This is a genomic window from Leptospira sanjuanensis (assembly GCF_022267375.1).
GTDB lineage: Bacteria > Spirochaetota > Leptospiria > Leptospirales > Leptospiraceae > Leptospira > Leptospira sanjuanensis.
The window spans coordinates 3,614,567-3,636,849 of the sequence record NZ_JAIZBH010000001.1 but is presented as its reverse complement, the minus strand read 5'-3'; the positions used below and the strand labels follow the sequence as shown (position 1 = coordinate 3,636,849).

Sequence of the window (22,283 nt, the reverse complement as noted above, 5' to 3'; positions counted from 1 at the left end):
ATCAGAAAATTATTCAAGATTATAGGATGAAAGTGGAAGGATCCGTAAAAAATCGGACCTGCGACCGGAAAAATAGGTCGAATGCGTATCAAGGCCGTTCCTTTCTTCGTTCGATTTCATCTAAGGGGTTTTTCTTGCTTTCCGCAGTATCGATACGCAATCCTATTTTTTCCTGGATGATGATGGCCGCGATCATTCTTTTCGGTTCGGTCGGATTCTCAAGAATGGGCGTTTCCCAAATGCCCGACGTGGACTTTCCCGTGGTCAACGTTTCTCTTACCTTGGTCGGAGCCAACGCGCAGGTGATGGAAACCGACGTGGTAGACCCGATCGAAGAGGTTCTGATGACGGTCGAAGGAGTCACCGAGGTGCGATCGACTTCCTCGGACGGATCGGCGACCGTAACCGTAGAATTGGAACTCAGCCGCGACGTGGATGTCGCGGTGCAGGAGATTCAAACCAAACTCGCGCAGGTTTCCAACAAACTTCCCGAAGAAATGGATCCGGCTGTGATTACGAAATCCAATCCGGATGACATCCCGATCATCTGGGTTTCGGTGACCGCGGTCGATAAAACCGAAAAAGAAAAGATGCTCTTTGTGAAGGATTTTCTGAAGGATAAGTTTCAGAAGATTTCCGGAGTGGGCGAGATCATTCTCGGCGGTTACGTGGATCGGACGATTAACGTTTATCTGGATCCGATCAAACTTTCGAGAAACGAAATCGCCGTCGACGACATCGTCAACACGTTGAAGGAACAAAATCTCGAAGTTCCCTCCGGTCGACTGGAAAATAAAACGAGCGAGATCAGTCTCCGCGCAGTGGGAGAGGTTCCGACCGCAGAGCAATTCGGAAATATCTTTTTGAATTCGAGAAGCGGTTCTCCCTTGTTTCGATCCATCCGTCTGAAGGACATCGCGATCGTAGAAGACGGGTTAGGCGAAGTGCGGAGAGTTTCCCGTTTTAACGGAATTTCCTCCGTCGCAATCGGGATTAAAAAACTCAAAGGGGCGAATGCGGTTCAAGTCGGAGATCTTGTTAAGGCAAAGGTGAAGGAATTAAAGCCGAAACTTCCGAAAGGTTACGATCTTACGGTTTCCAACGATAACACGGGTTATATCCGAGACAGCGTGAACGAACTCGAATTCACTCTGATCTTTTCCGCGATTCTTACCGGATTCGTCTGCCGTTTGTTTTTGGGGAATTGGAAAAGTACGGGGAACGTGCTTCTTGCGATTCCTACTTCGGTGATCGGGACGTTTTTGTTTTTATACTTCGCAGGTTTTACGATCAACACGTTCACGATGTTGGGTTTGTCCCTTGCGACCGGGATCGTGGTCGACGACGCGATCATGGTTCTCGAAAATATTACGCGACATCGGGAAATGGGCAAGTCTTGGTTCGACTCCGCCTTGGACGGCGCTTCCGAAATCCGTTTTGCCGCTTTGGCGGCCACGTTAGCCGTCGTTGCGATCTTTCTTCCCGTCGCGTTTATGAAAGGAATCATAGGAAGATACTTTTTGGAATTCGGCGTCACCATTTCCGTCGCGGTGCTTCTTTCCCTTTTCGAAGCGTTGAGTTTTACTCCGATGCGCGCTTCTTTGTACAGCGAAGGTAAAAAGGAGAATGGAAGGAAATCCTATCTTTCCTCCGTGTTTTCCGTAGACGCGCGCGATTCTTGGAATCGTTGGATTTCAAGGGTTTCGATTTTCAAAAGAATGGATCCTACGATCGAACGTTTTCTGGATTACGGCACGGGTTTATACGCTCGCTCGATCGACTTCGTATTAAAATATCCTAAATCGATTCTGTATGGAACGACATTTTTGTTTCTTATATCGCTCGGTTTTTTCTTTCTTTTAAAGAAGGAATTCATTCCTCCGCAGGACATGGGGCGTTTTATCGTGCGTGTGCGTTTGCCTCTAGGTTCTTCTTTGCAAAGAACGGACGAAGCCATGAAGAAAGTGGAGCAATATCTCATCCAAAGGAAGGAAATCGACAAGTATATTTCCAACGTGGGAGGTTTCGGAGGAACCGAAGCGAACGCCGGAATGTTCTTTATCACGATGAAGGAAATGGGACACAGACCGAAAAATCCCAAGACCGGAAGAGAAATCACGCAGGCGGGTCTTTTCGGAATTTTGCGAAAGGATTTGAAGGAACTCGTTCCGGAAGCCACGTTTTCGGTGCAGGACCTTTCGCAGAGGGGATTTTCCGCGGGAAGGGGATATCCCGTCGAACTCGTGTTAACCGGTCCCGATTGGCAGACGTTATCCGCCCTTTCGGTTCAAATATTAGAAAAATTGAAAGAAAGTAAAACCGTTTTGGACGTGGATACGGATTACGTCGCGGGACAAAAAGAGCTCAGGCTTGTGACCGATCGTGAGGCCGCCGCGCTTCGAGGTGTGAGTATGGCGAACGTCGGAAACACGGTGGGGACTCTGATGGGCGGTAAGAACGTGAGCCGTTTTACGGAGAATGGTCGGAGCTACGATGTGCGCGTTAAAATTCAAAAGGATAAGGGAGAAACGATTGCGGTAATCCCGGATATCAGCGTACGCAACACTTTCGGAGAATTCGTAAAACTGAAGGAAGTCATAAGCATTCAGGAAAAGGAAGCGCTGAAGACGATCACCCGAATCAACCGCGAACGTGCGATCCGCGTTTTCGGAAATCCGACTCCGACCCTAGGTCAAACCGCTTCGACGGAAAAAGCTCTGGAGATCGCGCGATCGATCCTGCCGGAAGGATATTCGGTTTCGGTGACAGGTTCGGCAAAAACCGCAAAAGAATCGGGAGAAAGTCTGACTCTTGCGTTGCTCTTCGGAATTCTTCTTTCGTATATGATTCTTGCAAGTCAGTTCAACAGTTTGAAACAGCCTCTTTACATTCTTTTGGCGATGCCTTTCAGTTTTACGGGCGCGTTAGTCGCTCTTTATCTGTTCGGTCAGTCGTTCAACATGTATAGTTTTATCGGATTGATTCTTCTTTTGGGATTGGTGAAAAAGAATTCGATTCTTCTTGTCGAGTTCGTCAATCACGTTCGAACCACGGGTAAAAGCATTCAGGAATCCATTCGGGAAGGTTGTCCGATTCGTTTGCGTCCGGTTCTGATGACTTCCTTCAGTTCGATCGCGGCGGCGATCCCTCCCGCATTGGCGCTCGGACCCGGAGCCGAAACGAGAATTCCGATGGCGGTTACGATCCTGGGAGGGATGACTCTTTCGACTCTCATCACTTTGTTGGTGGTTCCAGCGGCGTATTATCTCGGTGAAACGAAAAAAGAAGAAGCGACTGCAAAGACTTCCTTCGTTTTTCCCGAACCTTCGCCTTCCGTTCCTAAAAATAAAAAAACAAAAAAATGATTTCGAAAAACATTATAAAAAAAGAATATCATTATTCGAGCTTCGCATTAACCGCAATTCTGTTTTCGGTTTTGATTGCGGGTTGTACGGACGACTCCGCGATCCGAACCAACGACGGAGTCGTGGAACCTCGCTTGGAAGAAGTCACAGGAGTCACGACCGAAAAAATCCGGAACATTTCTCCCGAACAAGAATTGAACATCGACGAACTCTACGCATACGCGGTCGAACGGACGGAACGGATCGCGCTCAAAGAAGAGGCGATTCAACAGGCGGATTCGCAAAAGGCGGCGGCCTTCGCGTCCTTCTTCCCTTCTTTGTCCCTGGTATATAACAAATTTTATCGGATTCCCGGACCGAATTCTCACTTTAATCCGTATTATACGGAGCCGAACCCGTATACAGGAGGATCTTCTTCGAGCAACTTGCCTCCGACGGTCGGCCCCGGGACGAGACTTTTGTTGTCGATTCCGATTCTTAACGGGGTAAGTCAATATACGACATACAAAGCCGCGGGCGCTTTGACTAACGTGAGAATGAACGAGGCTCGTTACGAATCCGGGCGGCTGTATCTGGAAATCGCACAAGCATATTATAATGTTCTCCAGTTGAAAGAGATCATTCTTCTGGAGGAGAAAAAGACGGACTTGGTACGTAAAACCATCCAAGAACGCAGAAGACTTTTTTCCTTAGGGAGAATCACGCGGGCGGATTTGAGCGGATCGGAAGCGGCTTTTTCCCGTTCCGAAGCGGGTCTGGAGGATTTTAAGTATCAGCTCAAACAAGCGGAGATGGCCTTGGAAAGTCTTGTCGGCGCGGGAGAAGGGGGACTTAGGCTTGCGATTCCCAAAGAAGCGATCGTGATTCCTCGCAACCTTACGCCGGAGGAAAGAATCGCCAAACGATACGACGTCATCGCCGCAAAAGAGAATCTCAAGATGGCCGAACTCAATTTGAAAAAAGCCTGGGGAGGGCACCTGCCTTCGGTAACGTTGAACAACTATTATACGATCCCGGAACACAACACGACTCCGAACAAAGACATCACGATGCAGTTGTCGATCAACGTGCCTATATTATCCGCGGGTACGATCACCGCCGGAGTCAAACAGGCGGAATCCGCGGTACGACAAGCGGAATTGCAGTTGTCGCAGGCTAAACGCGTTGCGAGCGACGAGATTCGAAAGGCGTATGAAAGTTCTTTGAACTCGGCCCGTTTGCTATCTTTATATTCGAAAGCGCGCAACTCCGCCGAATCCAATCTCAGCAGTCAAAGAAGAGGATTCAGTTTTAAAACCGCTTCCCGTTTGGAACTTCTAGTTTCGGAAACCTCCTTCTTGGATTCGGAAATCGCGTATCGAAAAGCGTATTATCAACATTCCTTAAATACGATTTGGTATTCCGTTGCGATCGGCGAGCTGCCGAAATTAAAAAAATCGAAAGAAGAGGATAAGACCGGGGGTTAGTTCTTTTTGTACGCTTGACATCTCTTCTCAATGGTTTTAACTATTGGGCATAGTTGAGAGGTAAAAGTCCCCATGATTATCAGTAATTACTTTCATGACAATGATGATATCAAACTCGTGTTCGACGAGTTGATCGATTGGGATGAAATTGTCCACGCTTACGAACATAAATTCGAAGACGCGGAAGAATATAAGAAATCCGGAAACGACAGATTGGCATACGCTCCTTCGAGCGTGGAAGAAGCCAAAGAATACTATAAGTCCGTTTTGGAATCCTTGGGCGAGATTATGGGAGAATTCGTCGCTCCCCGCAGCAAGGAAATGGATAAGATCGGACTCAAGTATGAAAACGGAAAAGTGACGTTTCCGAAAGCGCAGGAAGAATGTTACAATACGCTTCGTGACGCCGGCTTGATGCCGATTTCGATCAGCAGAAAATACGGAGGAATGGGTTTGCCCGCAACGGTTCAATCCTTCATGTGCGAGATCGCGGCGAGAGCCGATGCGGCCTTCTGTCTTGCATACGGAAACATCAACATCGTGGAGATCATGGAACGTTATGCGTCACCGGAAATGTGCGAAAAATGGCTTCCCGATATTTCCGCCGGAAAATACAGCGCGGCGATGGCATTGACCGAACCGAACTACGGATCGGATCTTCCGAACGTTCAGACAAGGGCGACTCAAGACGCGAACGGAGTATGGAGAATCAACGGTGCAAAACGTTTTATCACGCATGCCTGCGGTTACGTAAACGCGCCTTCCGTCATTCTTACGTTAGCGAGAACCGGATCGCCCGAAAGCGGCGCGCGAGGTTTGTCCTTCTTTCTCGTAAAAGGAAGCGACGTTCATATCGCAGGCGTGGAACACAAGATGGGACTCCATTGTTCGCCCACTTGCGAAGTCGTGTTCGACAACGCACCGGGAGAATTGATCGGTAAAACCGGATACGGTCTCGTAAAGTATTCGATGGGAATGATGAACGCGGCGCGACTCACGATCGCAACCCAGTCTTTGGGAATCGCAACCGCCGCGTATTACGAAGGTAAGAAATACGCATCGGAAAGAATTCAATTCGGAAAACCGATCGAACAAATTCCCGCGGTCAGAAAGATTCTCGATCGTATGGAACGGGAGATTCTCGCGACACGAGTTCTCATCGCCGAAACGGGAAAGGCGATCGATTTATATCATTGGCCGAAAGAACATCTCATCAAAGTGGAGGGCAAATCAGAACGGGACGTGAGCCAGGATGAAAGTATTCGCCGTTGGGAAAAACTCGCCGATCTTTTTACACCGCTCAGCAAATACTACGCTTCGGAAGGATGCGTTTCCATCGCGTCGGATGCGCTTCAAATTCACGGAGGAAGCGGTTACACCGAAGACTACGACGTGGCGCGGATCTACAGAGACAGCCGAATCACTACGATCTACGAAGGAACGACTCAGCTTCAAGTCGTCGCGGCGATCGGAGGAGTGGTTTCGGGAATGTCACCGACCGGACAACTCAGACAATATGGGGAAGGAGAACTTTCCAAATTCTCCGCCTCGGACGATCTGAAAAAAGTCTGGAACGACCTGGATGCGGCCGTCGCTCTTTTTAAATCGATCCACGACGGAAGCGTGAAGGATTCTTTAGCGTTTGAAGTGGTGGAGATCGCGGCGCGGTTTCTCTGCGGAATGCTCTTGGAAAGATCTCTCAAGGTTTTGAGCGGAAAAGAATTAGAAAAACGGAAAGCGATTTCCCAGGCTTATAATTTGGACAGCATAGCGGTTTCCAGCGCGAATCTGATCAAGCTGGAAAGAACTTCCAAACAAGCGGTTCCGGCTTAACGAAACGATGACTTCGCCGAGAAAGAACGGCTCGGCGAAGCTTCAAAAGAATATTCGAATATTCTTATTTTCTTAAAGTCTCCGTGGCGCTTCCGCCTGCCCAGGTTCCTTCCAAAAGTCTGCCCCCGTTTTTCACTTCGTAGATCACAGGATCGTTTTGTCCCCAATCCACGGTCAACGTAGTTCCATCCAGAGTTCCGGTTCCCGTAAAGGTTTGTCCGGCAACGGTCCAAGTAAAAAGATATTCTCCGTTCGATTGGGTGATCGTCACGCTTCCGCCGTAAGAGGAGCCGTCCGGATTGGTTCCGGCGACCCGATACTTCCCGCTGATGGAAGAAGCGTTTATTTGGCCGATCTGAGCGGTTGCGGTCGAGATAAAACCGAACACCAGAAGAACGAGGAAAAATCTTGAGATGATTCGAAACATTTGCGTATTCTCCTTAAAGAGTGGAAGAAATCTGCAGGTATTTTCAAAAAAGTCAATTCATTATTGCGAAAAACAAAACGATTATACAGAAATTATTTCTTCGGAGCTAAAACGGAATCAAACGAAGTCTGCGGAAAGAATCGGTTCCATTATAAGAACAGGTTATAAAATGATTTGATCGAAAAGATGAAGTCTGAAAGATTCGATTCTCCGAAACCGGAAAACGAAATGCGGGAGAATCTAATAGCATGTTTGGATGGAATTATATACAATTCGATTCGATGACTCATGTAATTGTTTATAAAAATGGAAAAGTTTCCAAAGAAGGACGAGGTCTGTCATTTTTTTATTTCGCTCCCACGAGTTCGATCGCGGCAATTCCGTTGGGAAGCAACGACCTTCCCTTTATCTTCAACGAATCCACGAACGATTATCAAACCGTTTCGATTCAGGGGCAGATCACGTATAAGATTTCCAATCCGAAGTCTTTGTCCGAACTTTTGGACTTCACGGTGGATTCCAGCGGAACGTACAAGAAGAACGAGATCGAAAAGTTGAATCAGAGGATCATCAACTACGCGCAGACTTCGACCTCTTCCTTTATTCACGGGATCGGTCTGAAGGATTCGATCCGTTCCGCAAAGACGATCGAAACGCAAATTCTTCAGGGCTTGCAGACTTCGAGTGCGATTTCCACTTTGGGGATCGAAATTCTGAACGTGAACATTCTCGCGATCCGTCCGAATCCCGAAATGGAACGGGCTTTGGAAACGGAAACGAGAGAACGTCTTCAGCAGGAAGCGGATCAAGCGATTTATGAAAGAAGAAATTTCGCCGTGGAACAGGAACGCAAGATCAAAGAAAGCGAATTGAACACCGAGATCGCCGTCGAGGAAAAGAAAAAACAAATTTCCGAAAAGCAGATGGAGGCGAAGATTCTCGAAGCGGACAACAAACGAAAACTCAGAGAGATGCAGGTTCAGGCCGACATCGCCGTCGAAGAACAAAGAAAAAAGTTCATCGAGATGAAAACAGCCAACCAGAAAAAGGAAGCCGAAGCGCAGGGTTTCGTTACGGAAACGACTCTGAAACCGTTCCGCGATATCGACTGGAGAACGTTAGTCGCCTTGAACAACAACCCCGATCCGAAATTCAACATCTCGCTCGCCTTTAGACAACTCGCGGAAAACGCGGAAAAGATCGGAAGCTTGAACATCAGTCCCGATCTGCTGGAAAATCTTCTTCAGGAAAAGAAAGATTCCAAAAAATGAAGGTCGAATACGCGATCATCGTTAAGAACAAAACGCGCCTGGAAACTTTGATCGAACGGTTCAACACGAAACAGCAGGCGCGTTTTTATATCGAAAGGCTCGGTGGAAGGTTCGAAGATTACGAAGCGGAACACGAGATCTTTCGCGAATCCTTGGATCTCGTTCAGAAGCGGATCTCCAAAAAGATCAAATCTAAAATCGTGGAACGGATGTACGTTCCTTCGTTTCTTTTTTCGCAAAAGAACGTGATCGTTACGATCGGTCAGGACGGCTTGGTCGCGAACACGGCGAAATATTCGAAGGGAGTTCCGATCGTCGCCGTCAACCCGGACAAGGAACGATATGACGGTGTATTGCTTCCGTTTGATAAGGATAATTTTATGCACGCGGTCGAAAACGTGATGGAAGGAAATTTTACTTCCAAGACGGTTCGTTTCGCCGAAGCAAAACTCAACGACGGTCAACGGCTGCTTGCGTTCAACGACTTGTTTATCGGTCCTTCTTCCCATACTTCCGCGCGGTATAAGATTTCGTACAATCGGAATCTGGAAGAACAATCTTCGAGCGGGATCATCGTTTCCACTCCTGCCGGTAGTACCGGTTGGCTCAGTTCTATATTCAATATGGCTTATGGAGTTACGGGACTGTTTGAAAAGGAATTAACGCTCAAACGTCCCGCATTGCAGGAAGATCAGCTTTTGTTCGCCGTGCGCGAGCCGTTTCAAAGCGTCCGAACTCAAATCGGAATCACCGCGGGCGTTCTTACGGAAAGATTTCCGTTGACGATCGAGTCGTTGATGCCCGCAGGCGGGGTTATTTTCAGCGACGGAATCGAAAGCGATTATCTTAAGTTTAATTCCGGTTCGATCGCTACAATCGGAGTTTCTTCGGAAAGCGCGACCTTGGTCGTAAAATCCTAAACTGAGTCTCGTTTTTACGATTCAAGGCTTTCGACTTTGATCCGGAAAACCTGCGGTAGGGATGCGGAGCGTGCGAAGCAGTCGTCTCGTTAGAGACGACCGAAGGCGAAAGCCGAAGCGCAGAGCAAGCCCGGTCCTGCGTGTTCGTTTTCAGTATCGAATTACGAATCCGTTCGCAGGAACCGCCCGATCTTCCCTAAGTTGCGGGCGCGTCCATCTTGGAAAGAATTTCGCGGATCTTGTCTTCGCTTCCTTTCGGAGTGAGAATCAAAAGAACATCACCTTCTTCTAATTTAGTTTTTCCTGTTGGAACGATATGTCCGTCGCCGCGGTAGATCAAGGTGATCAGAGAGTTTTCCGGAAAGTTCAACGAATACACGAACTTGCCGACCGAATTCGAACCGTAAGGAACGATGAATTCCAAAAGATTGGAATCGCTCTGTTCCCGATTTTCGAATTCGAACGGATACGAAGCTCTTTGTTCCAAAGGCGCGTCCAATCCGAGCCAGCGGACGACTTGAGGAACGCTCGTTCCTTGAAACAACAGGGAAATTAAAACGGTAAAGAATACGAGATGGAAAATCTTATCGGAGCCTTCCACGCCTTGTGCGAACGGAAATGTCGCGAGAATGATCGGGGCCGCTCCTCGAAGTCCGATCCAAGAGACCAATAACTTCTCCCGAAAATTATAACCGGACCGAAAGAGTGAGATGAACACCGCGATCGGTCTCGCAAAAAAAACGAGAAAGAGGGAAAACAAAATTCCCGTTCCGAACAACGGAGGGATTCTGCTCGGATAAACGAGCAGGCCCAACGTTAAGAACATGATGATCTGCATGAGCCAAGCGATTCCGTCTAAGAAGCGGAGATTACTTCGTTTGTGAACGAAGGACTGATTTCCTAAAACGAGCCCCGCGATATAAACCGCTAAGAACGGGTTTCCTCCGATCAATTCGGTCGCAGAATACACGAACAACACGGAAGCCGAAATTAAAACCGGATACAACCCTTCGTATTCGAGTTTGATTCGATTGAGTCCCTTGTAGATCACGTAGCCGAACGCTACGCCCGCCGCCGATCCAATGGAGAATTGCATGAGAATGTGAAGCGCCAATTCTCCCGCTCTCGGAGGTTGCGGTCCTAACAAACTGAGAATACTTACGGTTAAAAGAACGGCTAACGGATCGTTGCTTCCCGATTCGAGTTCGAGCAAGGATGTAAGTCCTTTTTTCATCCCCGTGTTTCTGGTTCTGAGGACGTTGAAAACCGCGGCGGCGTCCGTCGACGAAACGACCGCACCCAATAAGAAGCCGATGATCGGAGAAAACCCGAGAACGTAAACGGAAAAGAGTCCCATCGTCGCCCATGTGATCAAAACGCCCAGGTTTCCTAAGACGATTCCTTTCCAGAGAACGGGTTTTATCTTTTGCCATTCCGTTTCCAAACCGCCGGAGAAGAGAATGTATGCCAACGCGATCGAGCCGACTTGCCTTGCCAGAAGAGGATTGTCGAAGTCGATTCCGCCGGGTCCATCGGACCCGGCGGCCATTCCGATCAGAAGAAAGAGGAGAAGAGAGGGAACCCCGAATTTGGAGGAAACGCGCAGAAGCCCGATACTGAGAATGATCAGGCCGGATAAAACAAGAGTGCCGAATTCAAATTCCATTCAATACCGTAAGAGTAGGATTCCATAAAGTTTGGGTTTTCAGAGATTGCTGATTAGACCCTGAAAGTCCGAATTTAGAACTTTCTATCCTTCCTTTTTTCCAAAAAATAGGAAATGGTACAAGGAATTTTTTCCAATTCGTTTCGGCTGATCGCGGCGATTTCATTTTCCTCTGTTCTCTTTCCGTTCTTTTTTGCTTTTAAAAGAGGGGAATGCGGCTTAACAGCTTGGAACATGAAAATTCGTTCGCGTGCGAGCGGATTTTATGCGACTTGATATATTCTAAATATTGAATATACGGATCGAATTTTCTTTACAAAAATTCCCGGAAAATTGAAGTTCGGAACGGGAGGGAAAGTATGTATATTCCAAAAGCGTTCGAAGAAACCGATGAAAATAAGTTGATCGCGTTTATACGTGAAAATCCGTTCGGAATTTTGTTTTCCGCCGACGATACTTCCTTGGAAGCGTCTCATCTCGTGTTTCATCCGGAAAAGGACGAATCCGGCAGGTTATTTCTCTACGGACATTTTGCAAAAGTCAACGATCACTGGAAGAAGGTTCGCGATCGGGTTTTGGTCGTTTTTTCCGGTGCGCACTGTTACGTCTCTCCGACTTGGTTGGGAGAACCTCATACGGTTCCCACATGGAATTATGCCGCCGTTCATGTTACCGGGAATCTTTCGCTTTTGGATGAAGCGGATTCTCAGAAACGGATTGGGCAGCTAGTCGCTTCCTACGAAACGAATCCTTCTTCCGAATGGAAATTGGATTTTAACGATTCTTTCTTCCGAAATCTCGTGCAAAAAGGGATTGCGGCGTTTCAAATCGAAGTCACGAAGATGGAAGGAAAGTTCAAGCTTAGCCAGAATAAGTCGACCGAGATTCAGCAACGGATTGCTTCTAACTTAGAAGCGATGACGGATGAGAATTCAAGGACGATTGCGCGTTGGATGCGTGAGAATTTGAAAGGGAAGAATTCGTAAGGAGACTTGCGGGGAATCAAATCGGAAAGTTCGGTTTTTCGGAATTTTTTGAAAAACTGTCACAGTTGTTCGACCGCCGTCTCTAAGAAATCAAATACCAGTCGAGGAAATCGTCGTGGAATGGGCGCCTTTCGAATGATCGGAGGGAAGTCATGAGGAAGAATTTTCTTTCCGCAAGCGACTTGGTCGGGAGCGAAATCCTCGGAATATCGAGGACTAATTTTCGAAAGAGATTATCCAGAGCGAGAAAGGATCTCTATCAGTTTATGAATTCGAAATGCGGGTTGGTTCGTAAGGAAAACCCGTGTCGATGCGCTCGAAAGACAAAGGGTTTTATAGAATCGGGAATTGGGAATTGGGAATCGTGAATCCGAAAGAATTGAAATTCTTCCATCATTCCTTACAAGCGATCCGGGAATGGGAGGGAAAAGTCGCAGTCGTTTGAGGAGTATGCGGAACCGCGTTATGCTTCTTTGTATCGTAAACATAAATTCTTAATTCCTTCGGATCAATCCGATAAAATCCGGTCCTTGTTGCGGGATTCCAAATTTCGGGCGGTCTTCGATCTGAAATAATCGTTTTGAAGTTTCGGATTGTGTCCCGAATTTTTAGAATGATCTGAATTTTTTTCGGATTGATGATCGGATTTTGTCCATTCGGAAAAATTTCGGAACCGATGTCTGTATGGGAATCTTATCACTCAACTCCGACGAGAAAATCTGTTCCAGGCTTCAAGAGATTGAAACCGAGGTCGTTACTCTTTTAGTTTCTAAGGAAACTTTATCTCGGTATCGCGAGGAGGATCGTAAAATTTTAGCGAAGAGAATTCCTATTCTTCTGAAGATTTACGGGAAATATTTAACCGCTGCGAAACGTTTGGGGAACAGGGCGGGAAAGACTTTGTATCAGCCAAGTCCTGGTCGGGGGAATATGGTTCGGATGAACGTGCGCTTGAGTACGGGAAGTTGGGCGTTGTTCGGAACGTTCGCGCAGGCACACGGGGTATCCCGCTGTTATTTATTTCGATATCTTTTGTTGTTGGATGAGGCCGGGGTTGGGGATTCTATCGTGAGAATTATGAATGAAGGAGGTCCAACATTTCACAGGAATTACAAATACATCCTCCACCTCGATCTTTTAAATAACAACATAACTCGGACCCTCGTCTGCGATCCCACCCACATATTTTACGTTTTGGATCCGCGAGACTGGTTCGACATTTAGTCAAACAGACAAACACCAACCTAAAAACAAGATTTAAAACAAACAACCTTCAACCGCTTTGAAACCAAAATTCGAAGCTTAACAAAGTATGCCCGCGCGTATCAAACGCACACCCTGACTCCGCATAAGACATTCAATGCGTGGACGAGGTCTTGAAAAACTGAATCTCGACTTACTACTTACGGCAACTACCTAACAACACAAACCGGCACTTTTTTATCGAACACATTCGAAAAATCTAATTTCCTTTTAAAGAAAGCAAAAAGAGGAAAATACGCAAAATTTCCTTTCAACGAAAAACGGATTTGTAGTCTTCGAACTCCCCTTGACAGAAAAAACGACAGACTCTCATCGTGGAAGATATGGAACAACCCAGCTCCAGAGAAAGACTGATACAAACGACCGGCAAACTTCTCCAGGAAAGGGGTTACCATGGTACCGGGTTAAAGGACATTCTGAAATTAAGCGAAACCCCGAGCGGTTCCTTATATCATCACTTTCCGAACGGAAAGGAAGAATTGACCGCACAAGCGATTCAAAGCGCCGGAGAACGTCTTGAAAAACAAATCGAAACCGCTGTCGAAAATCATTCCGATCTTTACGGCGCTCTCCAAGAATTTACGAATCATCTTGCGGAGGAGCTGATCAACTCCGGTTTTCAAAAAGGATGTCCGATCGCTACGGTTGTACTCGAAGTCGCTGCCGACAACGATCGGATCCAGAAAGTCTGTTCTACTACTTATCAAAATTGGCAAAATCTGATTCAAGCTCTGTTGCATCGGTCCGGAATGGAAGAAGAGCGTGTAGAATCTGTCGCCATTCTTCTTTTGTCCGCCGTCGAGGGCGCTCTGATCCTTTGTCGAGCCCACAGAAGCGTCCAACCCCTAAAAGCAGTGGAAAAGCAGTTAGAAGGGATTTTAAGCGTATTGATTCCTGCATAAGAGAATTTCTTGACCAAAATCATCGGCAATAATAATTTTGGTAGAACGATCTATCTAGTCGAAAATTAAATCCCATTCCCGTTTGGAGGCGAAAATGAATCTTTTTATCACAGGGGCATCCGGCTTTGTAGGAGAAGCCGCCACCCGGATTCTTTCTAAAAAACACAAAGTCAAAGCGATGTCCCGTTCGGAAAAAACCGATTCCGTGATCACCAAAGCAGGAGGAGAACCGGTTCGTTCCGAATTGAATTCCGTAGACCCGAATCAACTCAAAGGAATCGACGTCGTCATTCATAGCGCTGCCTATGTGGAACAATGGGGACCGTTTCAGGATTTTTGGAAAGTCAACGTGGACGGTACGGCGCAGCTCCTCGAGGTGGCGAGAAAGGCAGGCGTAAAACGATTCATCTTTATCGGAACCGAAGCGGCTCTGTTTTACGGACAACCGATGATCGACATCGACGAAAGTTATCCATATCCGAAGAATTCTCCGTTTCCGTATTCACGCACAAAGGCGGAAGCCGAAAAACGCGTGTTAGCCGGAAATTCCTCCGAAATGCAGACGATTTCGATCCGTCCGCGTTTGATTTGGGGACCGGGCGATAAAACCGTTCTTCCCGTTCTTTTGAAAATGATCGCCGAAGGAAATTTCTCTTGGATCGACGGGGGAAAGGCTCTTACCAACACGACTCATATTTACAACTTGGTTCACGCGATCGAGCTCGCTTTGACGAAAGGACAAGGCGGTAAGGCGTATTTCGTCACAGACGACGAAGTATTCAATTTTCGTAATTTTCTCGGATCGCTTCTGCTCACTCAAAAAGTCGTAGCCCCGAATCGGTCCGTTCCGGGTTGGCTTGCTCGTTTTTTAGCGAGAATCATCGAAGCCGTTTGGAAACTTTTTGGAATCAAAAACGAACCTCCGTTGACTCGATTCAGTGCGAGCATCATGTCCCGCGATTGTACGATCAAAATCGACAACGCTAAAAAGGATTTAGGTTATTCTCCGTTGCTCAGCGTTCGTCAAGGTCTCGCAGAGATGCCGGTTCTTTGAATCGGCACACTTTTTCTTTAGAGAAAAAAAGGAAGAATGACGAGTTCGGTCTGAAATTGGAAAAAAAGGATCCGGACGGATATTTGGTCGAGCTGATCTGTTAAACGAAATGGAGGTATTTTCGATCCGCGATCGGGAATCGGAAATATGTCTACTTTCTTCGGCGTTTGAATTTCACAATTTTCGGTTCTTTTTACTTTACAATTTGCGGAACTGCCTTAAATCAGTCGGCATCTTTCGCGTCTTCTATCGCTAACGGCAGCGCGAGAATCAAGGAAAAACCAGTTCCGTTTTCGAAACAGCCGCAATGCCGAATCCGAGAAATAACATCCCGCAGCCGCTCGCTCAAGAATTCATCAAAACGATTCGGCTTCTCGCCTTATCCGGAAAAAAGAATTTTCGCAATTATTTGATCGATCCGCTGACATACGCTGGTTGGGAAAAGGAGAAGTCGCATTCCGCACAAACCTCCGCAAAAATTATCGATAAGATTCAGGCCGATTCTCTTGATCCCGCCTATGTTCACACGATCGGTCTGAATTGCAAACGCCTCGTGTCGCACGCTCTTGGGGAGAATTTGTCCGCGGTAGGGGACAGTTGTATTTTCTTTTTGGAAAAAATTCAGGAACAGGAAGCGGTCGCGGAAAGTAAAGAAGCGATCGAATTTTTTTCTCTGATCGAAAAACCTTTGGCGGATTTCCGGGAGCTCAACCGTACTAAAAGCGAAAAACTGTTCGAGGACTCTATCAAGAATTTTTCTCCCGAAGAATTGAAACACGTTTTGGAACCGGTGAAACTCGACACACATCGTCAGAAGGTTTATCTGGACGCCGAGGTTCATCGGCTTTACAACATGATTCTCGTAGCGACCAAATCGAACGATATTCCGAAGTGTAAAAAATTATTATCTTCTTATATTATAAAATTCAGCGATTCCGAGGATTACAATCTTCAGGAAGTGGAAAATCTGATCGGCGCTCTCGCAAAACGGGACGTTTCGTTTAAGGAGAATCTCCGGGATTCTCTCGCGATCGAACTCTATTATCTCATTACCAAGGGAATTCTCGAAGGTAATCCGAGAAAGGCGATTCAGGGAATTCGAAAATACGCGCATATCTTCGAAGGAGATCCGAACGCGAAATATTATTACGAAATCGACGGATTGGAAAGGAAACTCTACGCGATCATACGGGAAAAAGACATGATGAAAGACATCAAGAAGGGAATATAAATGGCGACACTTACGATTCAGGAAAAAAAAGAAGGAAATCTTTTGGTTCTTCAAATTCAAGGAGAGATCGACGCGAAAACCGCGCCGGATTTGAAATTGAAATTGGAATCCTCCATCGGAAACGGCGCGACAAAGATCGTATGCGACTTCTCCGGAGTTTCTTACATCGCTTCGGCGGGAATCGGGGTTCTCAACTCCATTCTGAAATTCTTAAAGGAAAAATCCGGAGAACTCGTATTCGCCAATATCAAAAAAGAGGTTCGAGACACGATGGACCTTATGTATTTTACGAAAAAAATTCGCATCTTCGAATCGGTCAAGGACGCATTGGCGGCGTTTTAATCGCCAAACCTGCGTAAAATGAATTCGAAAAAGGAATTAACGCATACGTTTCCGAACGATCTTTCGGAACTTTCCAAAATCCGGGAAGTTGTCCGTAATTTTTTAGGGAACGAATGCGGAGATCTGATTCGAGGTCGACTCGTGTTCGCGGTGGACGAAGCGATTACGAACGTGATCGAACACGGATTTCCCGATCAAAGGGCGTCTAACGTTGAACTCAAAATGAGACGCAACAAAGACACTTGGAGATTCACCATCACCGACGAAGGAATTCCATTCGATCCCACCTTGAAAAAAAGCGATACTTGGAAGGAGCTTTTCGAAACCGGAGCGGACGGCGGATTCGGTTTAAGATCGTTGAAAAAAATCATGACCGTCCGTTATAAACGTCTCAAACGTCCTGAAAGAAACAGACTCACACTCATTCACACAAGGATAGAAAATGATCCGAAGCAAACTTCTTCGTAAGTTCCTTCCCGGCATCCGAGCCAAACTTTCCTTTTTCACGGCCGTATTGGTCGTGTCGATTCTCGCGCTGACTTCCGCGATCTATTACGGACAACAACAAGCCGCGCTCGAAGAGAAGATGAACTCCGAGCTGAAAGCGCCTTTGGAATACGTGAACGCGGCGGTTCTCGATCTCGAAAATTTAAGCCGAAGTCTGATCCTCATCGAAGAATTCAAAATCCGAGTGAAGGAGAAAAAACAACAACTCAGCAAATTCAAAAGAAAGGTTCTCCGGAAAGAAGGGGGACTTTTCGGCGCTTTGAAATCCATCGGAGCTTCGATCGGATTAAAAGTGAAATACAACTACTATCACAAATCCGTGGACACCTACTTTACGCGCTATCTTTCCGAAAAGGAAATCCGGGAATTCGAAACCAAGGTAAAGGGAGAATTGAGAAAGGAAAACGGAGCTTCCATCGATTCAAATCTCTATGAAAAGATCGTAAATCTTGCCAAACAAACCGCGTCGGCGAGAATCTCCGCCGAATCGGCAAATGCAAGAATCGAACAGATCTCCGAAGAAATCAAAACGATCGAAGAAGAGATCGCCTCCGCGCAGGACGATCTTAAAAGGAAAAATTCCCTCGCGGCGGAAAAGGAAAAGCTCGTTCAGGAAAACAAAAGTCTTTCAAAAGATATTCCGAATTTTGAAACCAAATCGGAGTTAGGCGAAACGGCTCTTACGAAAACGCTGCAGAACTTTTTCAAAGGCGCCTATAAAGATAAGATCGCATCGCTCGGTTTGTTGCCCGATAAGGTTCGGATTTTGGAATACGATACTTCCGGAAAACAAACCTTGGATACCGGTTTGCTGTTTCCTCAATCCTCGGGAACGGGAAAAAAACTTCTCGCGTTGAAAGAATTCGAGGAAAGACGCTCCGGTTTGTTCAAAAGTTCGGACGTATTAAAAACGAATTCCGAATATTCGGAATCCGAGAACTACGAAGTCGGCGGAAGACAATACGAGGTTTCGTATCGGACCGTTTTCAGAAATCCCGGAACGGCGGAACGATCCAAAATCATCGTATCCGAAATTTCGGAGAATCTGGATTCTTGGAAAGAATATCTCGAAGAGGACAAAAAATTCTCCGCAGGCTTGGGTGAAATTTCCCAAAAGCTAAAGGGAAGAATCGCCGAACTCAGAAAAGCCGGAACCGCTAAGCCCGCTTCGGACGCCGAATTCAAAAACCTTTATATTCAATACCGTAAGGTTCTGAAGGCCAGGGATTCTAAATTAGAAGAATTGAATCCTTATAGGAAGGATCGTAAACAATGGGAAGAGAATTGGAAGTCCGAAAAGAATTCTCTTGCAGCCCGATCCAAATCCTTGCACGAGGAACTTCTCCTTTGGCAGAAGAAATCGGTAATGCCCGTAAAATCGGACGAACAAAAAATCTCACCGGAAGAAATCCAAGAGACGATCCGTTCGCTCGAAGCGAAAATCGAAGAGGTTCGTGAATCGTTGGAACGAATGGATTTAAACAAAGAAGATTGGACTCATCTGAATCTTTTTCAAGCCCCCGAATCTTTCGGCGGTCTGCGCGATGCGGCCTTGGATGAATTCGCGTTTTTACCGTATCGTTCCGATTCCAATTTAATGAGGAGATATTGGAAAGACGAAGAAGAACGGAAACTTGCGCAGAAAAAATGGGATCTTCTGCGGGAATGGATCTTTGCGGGAACTTCAGAAACCGAACTTCCCAAGTCGAAACTTCCGATCTTGGATTCGGGAATTTTAATCCGAAGCAGAAGCGAAGCGGAGGAATGGATGTGGGTTCTCGATTCCACTCCGTTGTTAAGCGAACTCGGCGAGGATCCGAAAGGTCTCGGTTACGATCTTCTTCGTAAAAATCATCTGGGATACAACGTGGTTCTTTTGGACCGTACGGAAGGTTTGAGAAAGATCCGTCAAAATCGAGAGGAACTTCTACGTTATACGGCATTGATCGGCGTCTTTGCCGTAATTCTCGCGTATCTGCTTGCTTGGATGGTTGCAAGAAGAATCAAAAAAATCATTCATCAAACCGAAGAAGTCGGTAAGGGAAATCTGGATGTGGAATTTCCACCCGCTGGTTATGACGAAATCGGGATTTTGAGCGAATCCCTCAATCGGATGACGCACGGTTTAAAGGAACGGGAGGAAATGAAAGGGGAACTCCTCGCCGCCGAAGAAATTCAAAAACGTCTTCTGCCCGAAAAACTTCCGAGCAATTTGGGAGATGCTGCGGAGTTCGGTGCGTTCTACAAAGCGATGGCCGGAGTAGGCGGCGATTACTACGACTTTATCGAGTTGAGTAAAAACGAAGTCGCTCTTTGTGTGGGGGACGTTTCCAATCACGGAGTCGGACCCGCGATCGTTATGTCATTGTTCCGCGCGCAGGTGCGTTCGATTCTCCGCAAAGGCGAACGGGATCTCCGAAAAATTCTTCTCGAACTGAACGAATATCTGTATTCCGATACGCCCGATCATATCTTCGTTACTTTCTTTATCGCCATCTACGATCGAACCACTGCGAAGATGAGATATGCATCCGCGGGGCACGTCAAACCGCTGTTATACGACGCGTCCGAAAAAAAACTCAGGGAACTTCCGGGCGGAGGATTGCCGATCGGAATGGATGAGAATTCCTTTTTTGAAACCACGATCGAACCGAAATCGTTTCAGATGGATCCTGGCGATCTTTTCTTTCAGTACACGGACGGTTTGGACGAAGCGCGTAATCCTCAAAACAAAATGTACGGCAAGGAAAGATTGTTTCAGACGCTCGTGTCAAACGCACATCAATCGCCTACTCAAGTAATCCAAACCATCGTGAATGATTTGGACGGCTACACGGGTAAAAGCATTGGAAATGCGGGCTTTTCCGAACTTTCTGACGACATCGCTATGATCGCAATGAAGCGCATGAAATAATCGGATTCTTGTTGTAAATGTGAATGTTTCACTTATACTTTCCCGAATCGCAAAGTGAAAGAGGATTGTATGATGCTTCGAAAATGGATTTGTGTTCTCCTGGTATCGAACGTTTTTATCGGAAGCGGTTTCATGAGCGAGCTGACCGCGCAGCCGGTTGCCCCCGCGGTGAAAACCCCGCAAAACACGGAACCGCAAATCAGCAAGAACGATCTTTCCACGCGCCGAAGAATGCTGGAATATCATCAACTTTCCGGATTCATCACTCTGGGGCTTTGGTTGGCGACCAACTTGGAAGGGGAAAAAGCGAAGGACAGTTTGTATCGAACCTCGGATCAATATGCGAAGGTTCTGCTTTTCGCGCACCCCGAATACGCGAACAATGATCCCGTCTACGCGGTCGCTTTGGCGCAGGGCTTGAACCAAAACAGCATCGCCGCAACGTATTTCCTTTTAAAAGATCCCGCCAATAACTTTCCGCTCTACTTCGCATTAAAATCCCAGGAGGAATGGGAAGCGAAACATTCGGGAGATTTTCACAAACAATTAGCATATTCAACTTTTGGAATGTATATGTTGACCGCAGGACTTGCGTTTTTCGCTCCCAAACGGGTCGTCGACTCGGAGGATTCGGACGTGAATATCTACAGTCCGATCTTTGCGCATAAGGCGTTGATTCCGTTTCACTTGGCCGCCATGTTGATTCTTCCTTCCTTGGGCCAAAGAATCGAAAAACACGGACCCGAAGCCGCAAGGGATATGCAGCAGGTAGGATGGGCTGGGTTCGGAGCCTTCTCGCTGTCTTTACTCGTGATCACATTTTAAGGATTCAAAAAAAGATGAAAAAACTTCGGCAAATCGTTTTCTTAGTTTCGCTTCTATTCGTTTCTCAAACGTACGCTTCCGAAATTCTCAAAAAGGAAATCACCTTTCTGGCGATTCATCCCATGAAAGAAGTTCACGGGGTTTGCAAGGAAGTGAATGCGGATTCACCGAACGTTCAAAGTTCGGGGACGGGATATAAACTGGGTTCTCCCTTTGCGATTAAGATTCCTATTTTAAGAATTCATTCGGGGGACGAAAGTAGGGATTCACATATCATGGAAATATTAGGATATCCTGATACTCCCGAGATCGTTGCACTGATCGAATCCGTGACGCCTTCCGGAGATTCGTATTCGATTCGCGGAAAACTGACGATCCGCGGTTTGACCCGCGACTTTGAATCCCGCGGAAGAGTGGAGCAAAAGGAATCGGGACAAATTCGGGTTTTCGGTAAGGTAAACATAACCTTTTCGGATTTTAAACTAGAAAAACCTTCGCTTTTGTTCATCAAAGCGAAAGAGGAAATCGAAATCGGCTACGACTTCCTGATTAAGATTTAGATAGAATCGATCGTAATTATTTGTTGACAATCCCCCGAACTCGATACCAATACGAAGGCTAAGTTATGCCGTCCTTATTGATCACGCTCGTGTTTTTCTATCTTTTAGGAATGTATCTCGTTCATTACGTGGTAACAAAAAAAGAATTATGATTTTAGGTCATTACGCATCCGCGCTGATTCCTTATTCCAAGTTCAAACGTTATCCGTTCTGGGTTCTTCTTTTATGCGCTAACGTTCCGGAGTTTTTTTGGCTTTTTCTGGCGTTCATCGGGGTCGAACCCGCTTTCCCGTCCTCTTTATTCGAAGCGACGTTTCAGAATCTCCAGGTTCATATGACCTACAGCCACAATTTGATTCCCGCGTTTATTCAGGGAGGAGTCGTTACGGCGGTAATTTATCCGATCTATAAGGATGTTTCGTTTTCGGCTTGGTGCGGCTTCTTGACCGTATTGCACGTGTTATGCGACTTGATCGTGGGTTTCGAACATCAGCTGTTGAGTCCGGATTCTCCCGTCGTTTCGTTGAATTCGTATTATTATTTTCCGCACGTCGCGATTTTGATCGAATTATTATTCAGTCTCGGTTGTATCTTCTGGTATGTTCGAACCGAAAAGTCGAACGGAACCCCCGTCTCCGGGAAAAAACTGGTTCTGCTGTTGTTGATTTTCGGAATCGGAATTCTGATGTGGTTGCCGAACGCAACCATTCCTATGAAGGAGTTACTTCCTTTTTAGGAATCGGATTCTTTC

19 protein-coding genes are annotated in these 22,283 nt (G+C 46.5%); 17 read left to right on the top strand and 2 right to left on the bottom strand.

Annotated features, from left to right (window positions below):
* Positions 1-134 precede the first annotated feature (134 nt).
* From LFX17_RS16465 to LFX17_RS16455, 3 genes are all read left to right on the top strand, one after another.
* On the top strand, positions 135-3,365 hold the full coding sequence (locus LFX17_RS16465) for an efflux RND transporter permease subunit (protein WP_238747357.1): 3,231 nt from the start codon (positions 135-137) through the stop codon (positions 3,363-3,365).
* On the top strand, positions 3,362-4,831 hold the full coding sequence (locus LFX17_RS16460; protein WP_238747356.1) for a TolC family protein: 1,470 nt from the start codon (positions 3,362-3,364) through the stop codon (positions 4,829-4,831). The genes LFX17_RS16465 and LFX17_RS16460 overlap by 4 nt, the downstream gene beginning before the upstream one ends.
* 72 nt (positions 4,832-4,903) lie before the next feature.
* Positions 4,904-6,664 (top strand): acyl-CoA dehydrogenase family protein, encoded by a 1,761-nt coding sequence (locus tag LFX17_RS16455; RefSeq protein WP_238747355.1) that lies wholly within the window; start codon positions 4,904-4,906, stop codon positions 6,662-6,664.
* 64 nt (positions 6,665-6,728) lie between these two features.
* Here the strand turns inward: LFX17_RS16455 and lfb1 are convergent, their stop codons facing one another.
* Positions 6,729-7,091, bottom strand: a complete 363-nt coding sequence (gene lfb1, locus LFX17_RS16450; RefSeq protein ID WP_118954837.1) for an LIC10280 family protein — start codon at positions 7,089-7,091, stop codon at positions 6,729-6,731.
* Positions 7,092-7,372: 281 nt separating this feature from the next.
* On the opposite strand from lfb1, the gene LFX17_RS16445 reads away from it, so the two are divergent.
* Positions 7,373-8,362 (top strand): SPFH domain-containing protein, encoded by a 990-nt coding sequence (locus LFX17_RS16445; protein WP_238747354.1) that lies wholly within the window; start codon positions 7,373-7,375, stop codon positions 8,360-8,362.
* Positions 8,359-9,282, top strand: a complete 924-nt coding sequence (locus LFX17_RS16440; protein WP_238747353.1) for an NAD(+)/NADH kinase — start codon at positions 8,359-8,361, stop codon at positions 9,280-9,282. Before LFX17_RS16445 ends, LFX17_RS16440 begins: the two co-directional genes overlap by 4 nt.
* A gap of 196 nt (positions 9,283-9,478) precedes the next feature.
* On the opposite strand, the gene LFX17_RS16435 is transcribed toward LFX17_RS16440, so the two are convergent.
* Positions 9,479-10,948: a potassium/proton antiporter gene (locus LFX17_RS16435; RefSeq protein ID WP_238731199.1), complete on the bottom strand. Its 1,470-nt coding sequence runs from the start codon at positions 10,946-10,948 to the stop codon at positions 9,479-9,481.
* 359 nt (positions 10,949-11,307) lie between these two features.
* Here LFX17_RS16435 and LFX17_RS16430 point away from each other — a divergent pair, with 359 nt between their 5' ends.
* The 12 genes from LFX17_RS16430 (at position 11,308) to LFX17_RS16375 (ending at position 22,268) form a co-directional block, all read left to right on the top strand.
* Complete coding sequence (locus LFX17_RS16430) at positions 11,308-11,934, top strand: FMN-binding negative transcriptional regulator (RefSeq protein WP_238747352.1); 627 nt, start codon at positions 11,308-11,310, stop codon at positions 11,932-11,934.
* A 310-nt stretch (positions 11,935-12,244) separates the two neighbouring features.
* Positions 12,245-12,379, top strand: a complete 135-nt coding sequence (locus LFX17_RS21060; protein WP_406600684.1) for a hypothetical protein — start codon at positions 12,245-12,247, stop codon at positions 12,377-12,379.
* A 239-nt stretch (positions 12,380-12,618) separates the two neighbouring features.
* Positions 12,619-13,158 (top strand): DUF1564 domain-containing protein, encoded by a 540-nt coding sequence (locus LFX17_RS16420; protein WP_238747351.1) that lies wholly within the window; start codon positions 12,619-12,621, stop codon positions 13,156-13,158.
* Positions 13,159-13,520: 362 nt separating this feature from the next.
* Positions 13,521-14,099, top strand: a complete 579-nt coding sequence (locus tag LFX17_RS16415; protein WP_238731195.1) for a TetR/AcrR family transcriptional regulator — start codon at positions 13,521-13,523, stop codon at positions 14,097-14,099.
* A 94-nt stretch (positions 14,100-14,193) separates the two neighbouring features.
* On the top strand, positions 14,194-15,153 hold the full coding sequence (locus LFX17_RS16410) for an NAD-dependent epimerase/dehydratase family protein (RefSeq protein WP_238747350.1): 960 nt from the start codon (positions 14,194-14,196) through the stop codon (positions 15,151-15,153).
* Positions 15,154-15,460: 307 nt separating this feature from the next.
* Positions 15,461-16,384 carry a hypothetical protein gene (locus LFX17_RS16405; RefSeq protein WP_238747349.1) on the top strand — a complete coding sequence of 308 codons (924 nt, stop codon included), beginning with the start codon at positions 15,461-15,463 and terminating at the stop codon, positions 16,382-16,384.
* On the top strand, positions 16,385-16,726 hold the full coding sequence (locus LFX17_RS16400; protein WP_238731192.1) for an STAS domain-containing protein: 342 nt from the start codon (positions 16,385-16,387) through the stop codon (positions 16,724-16,726). It abuts the gene before it with no gap.
* An 18-nt stretch (positions 16,727-16,744) separates the two neighbouring features.
* Positions 16,745-17,194 carry an ATP-binding protein gene (locus LFX17_RS16395; RefSeq protein WP_238731191.1) on the top strand — a complete coding sequence of 150 codons (450 nt, stop codon included), beginning with the start codon at positions 16,745-16,747 and terminating at the stop codon, positions 17,192-17,194.
* Entirely contained in the window at positions 17,169-20,147 is a 2,979-nt protein-coding gene (locus LFX17_RS16390) for a PP2C family protein-serine/threonine phosphatase (RefSeq protein WP_238747348.1), read from the top strand. The genes LFX17_RS16395 and LFX17_RS16390 overlap by 26 nt, the downstream gene beginning before the upstream one ends.
* A 72-nt stretch (positions 20,148-20,219) precedes the next feature.
* On the top strand, positions 20,220-20,972 hold the full coding sequence (locus LFX17_RS16385; protein WP_238747827.1) for a hypothetical protein: 753 nt from the start codon (positions 20,220-20,222) through the stop codon (positions 20,970-20,972).
* A gap of 14 nt (positions 20,973-20,986) precedes the next feature.
* Positions 20,987-21,532, top strand: a complete 546-nt coding sequence (locus LFX17_RS16380) for a YceI family protein (protein WP_238731189.1) — start codon at positions 20,987-20,989, stop codon at positions 21,530-21,532.
* A gap of 148 nt (positions 21,533-21,680) precedes the next feature.
* The gene (locus tag LFX17_RS16375; RefSeq protein WP_238731188.1) at positions 21,681-22,268 is read left to right on the top strand and encodes a hypothetical protein; all 588 of its coding nucleotides are present in this window, start codon (positions 21,681-21,683) and stop codon (positions 22,266-22,268) included.
* The last annotated feature ends 15 nt before the right edge of the window (positions 22,269-22,283 follow it).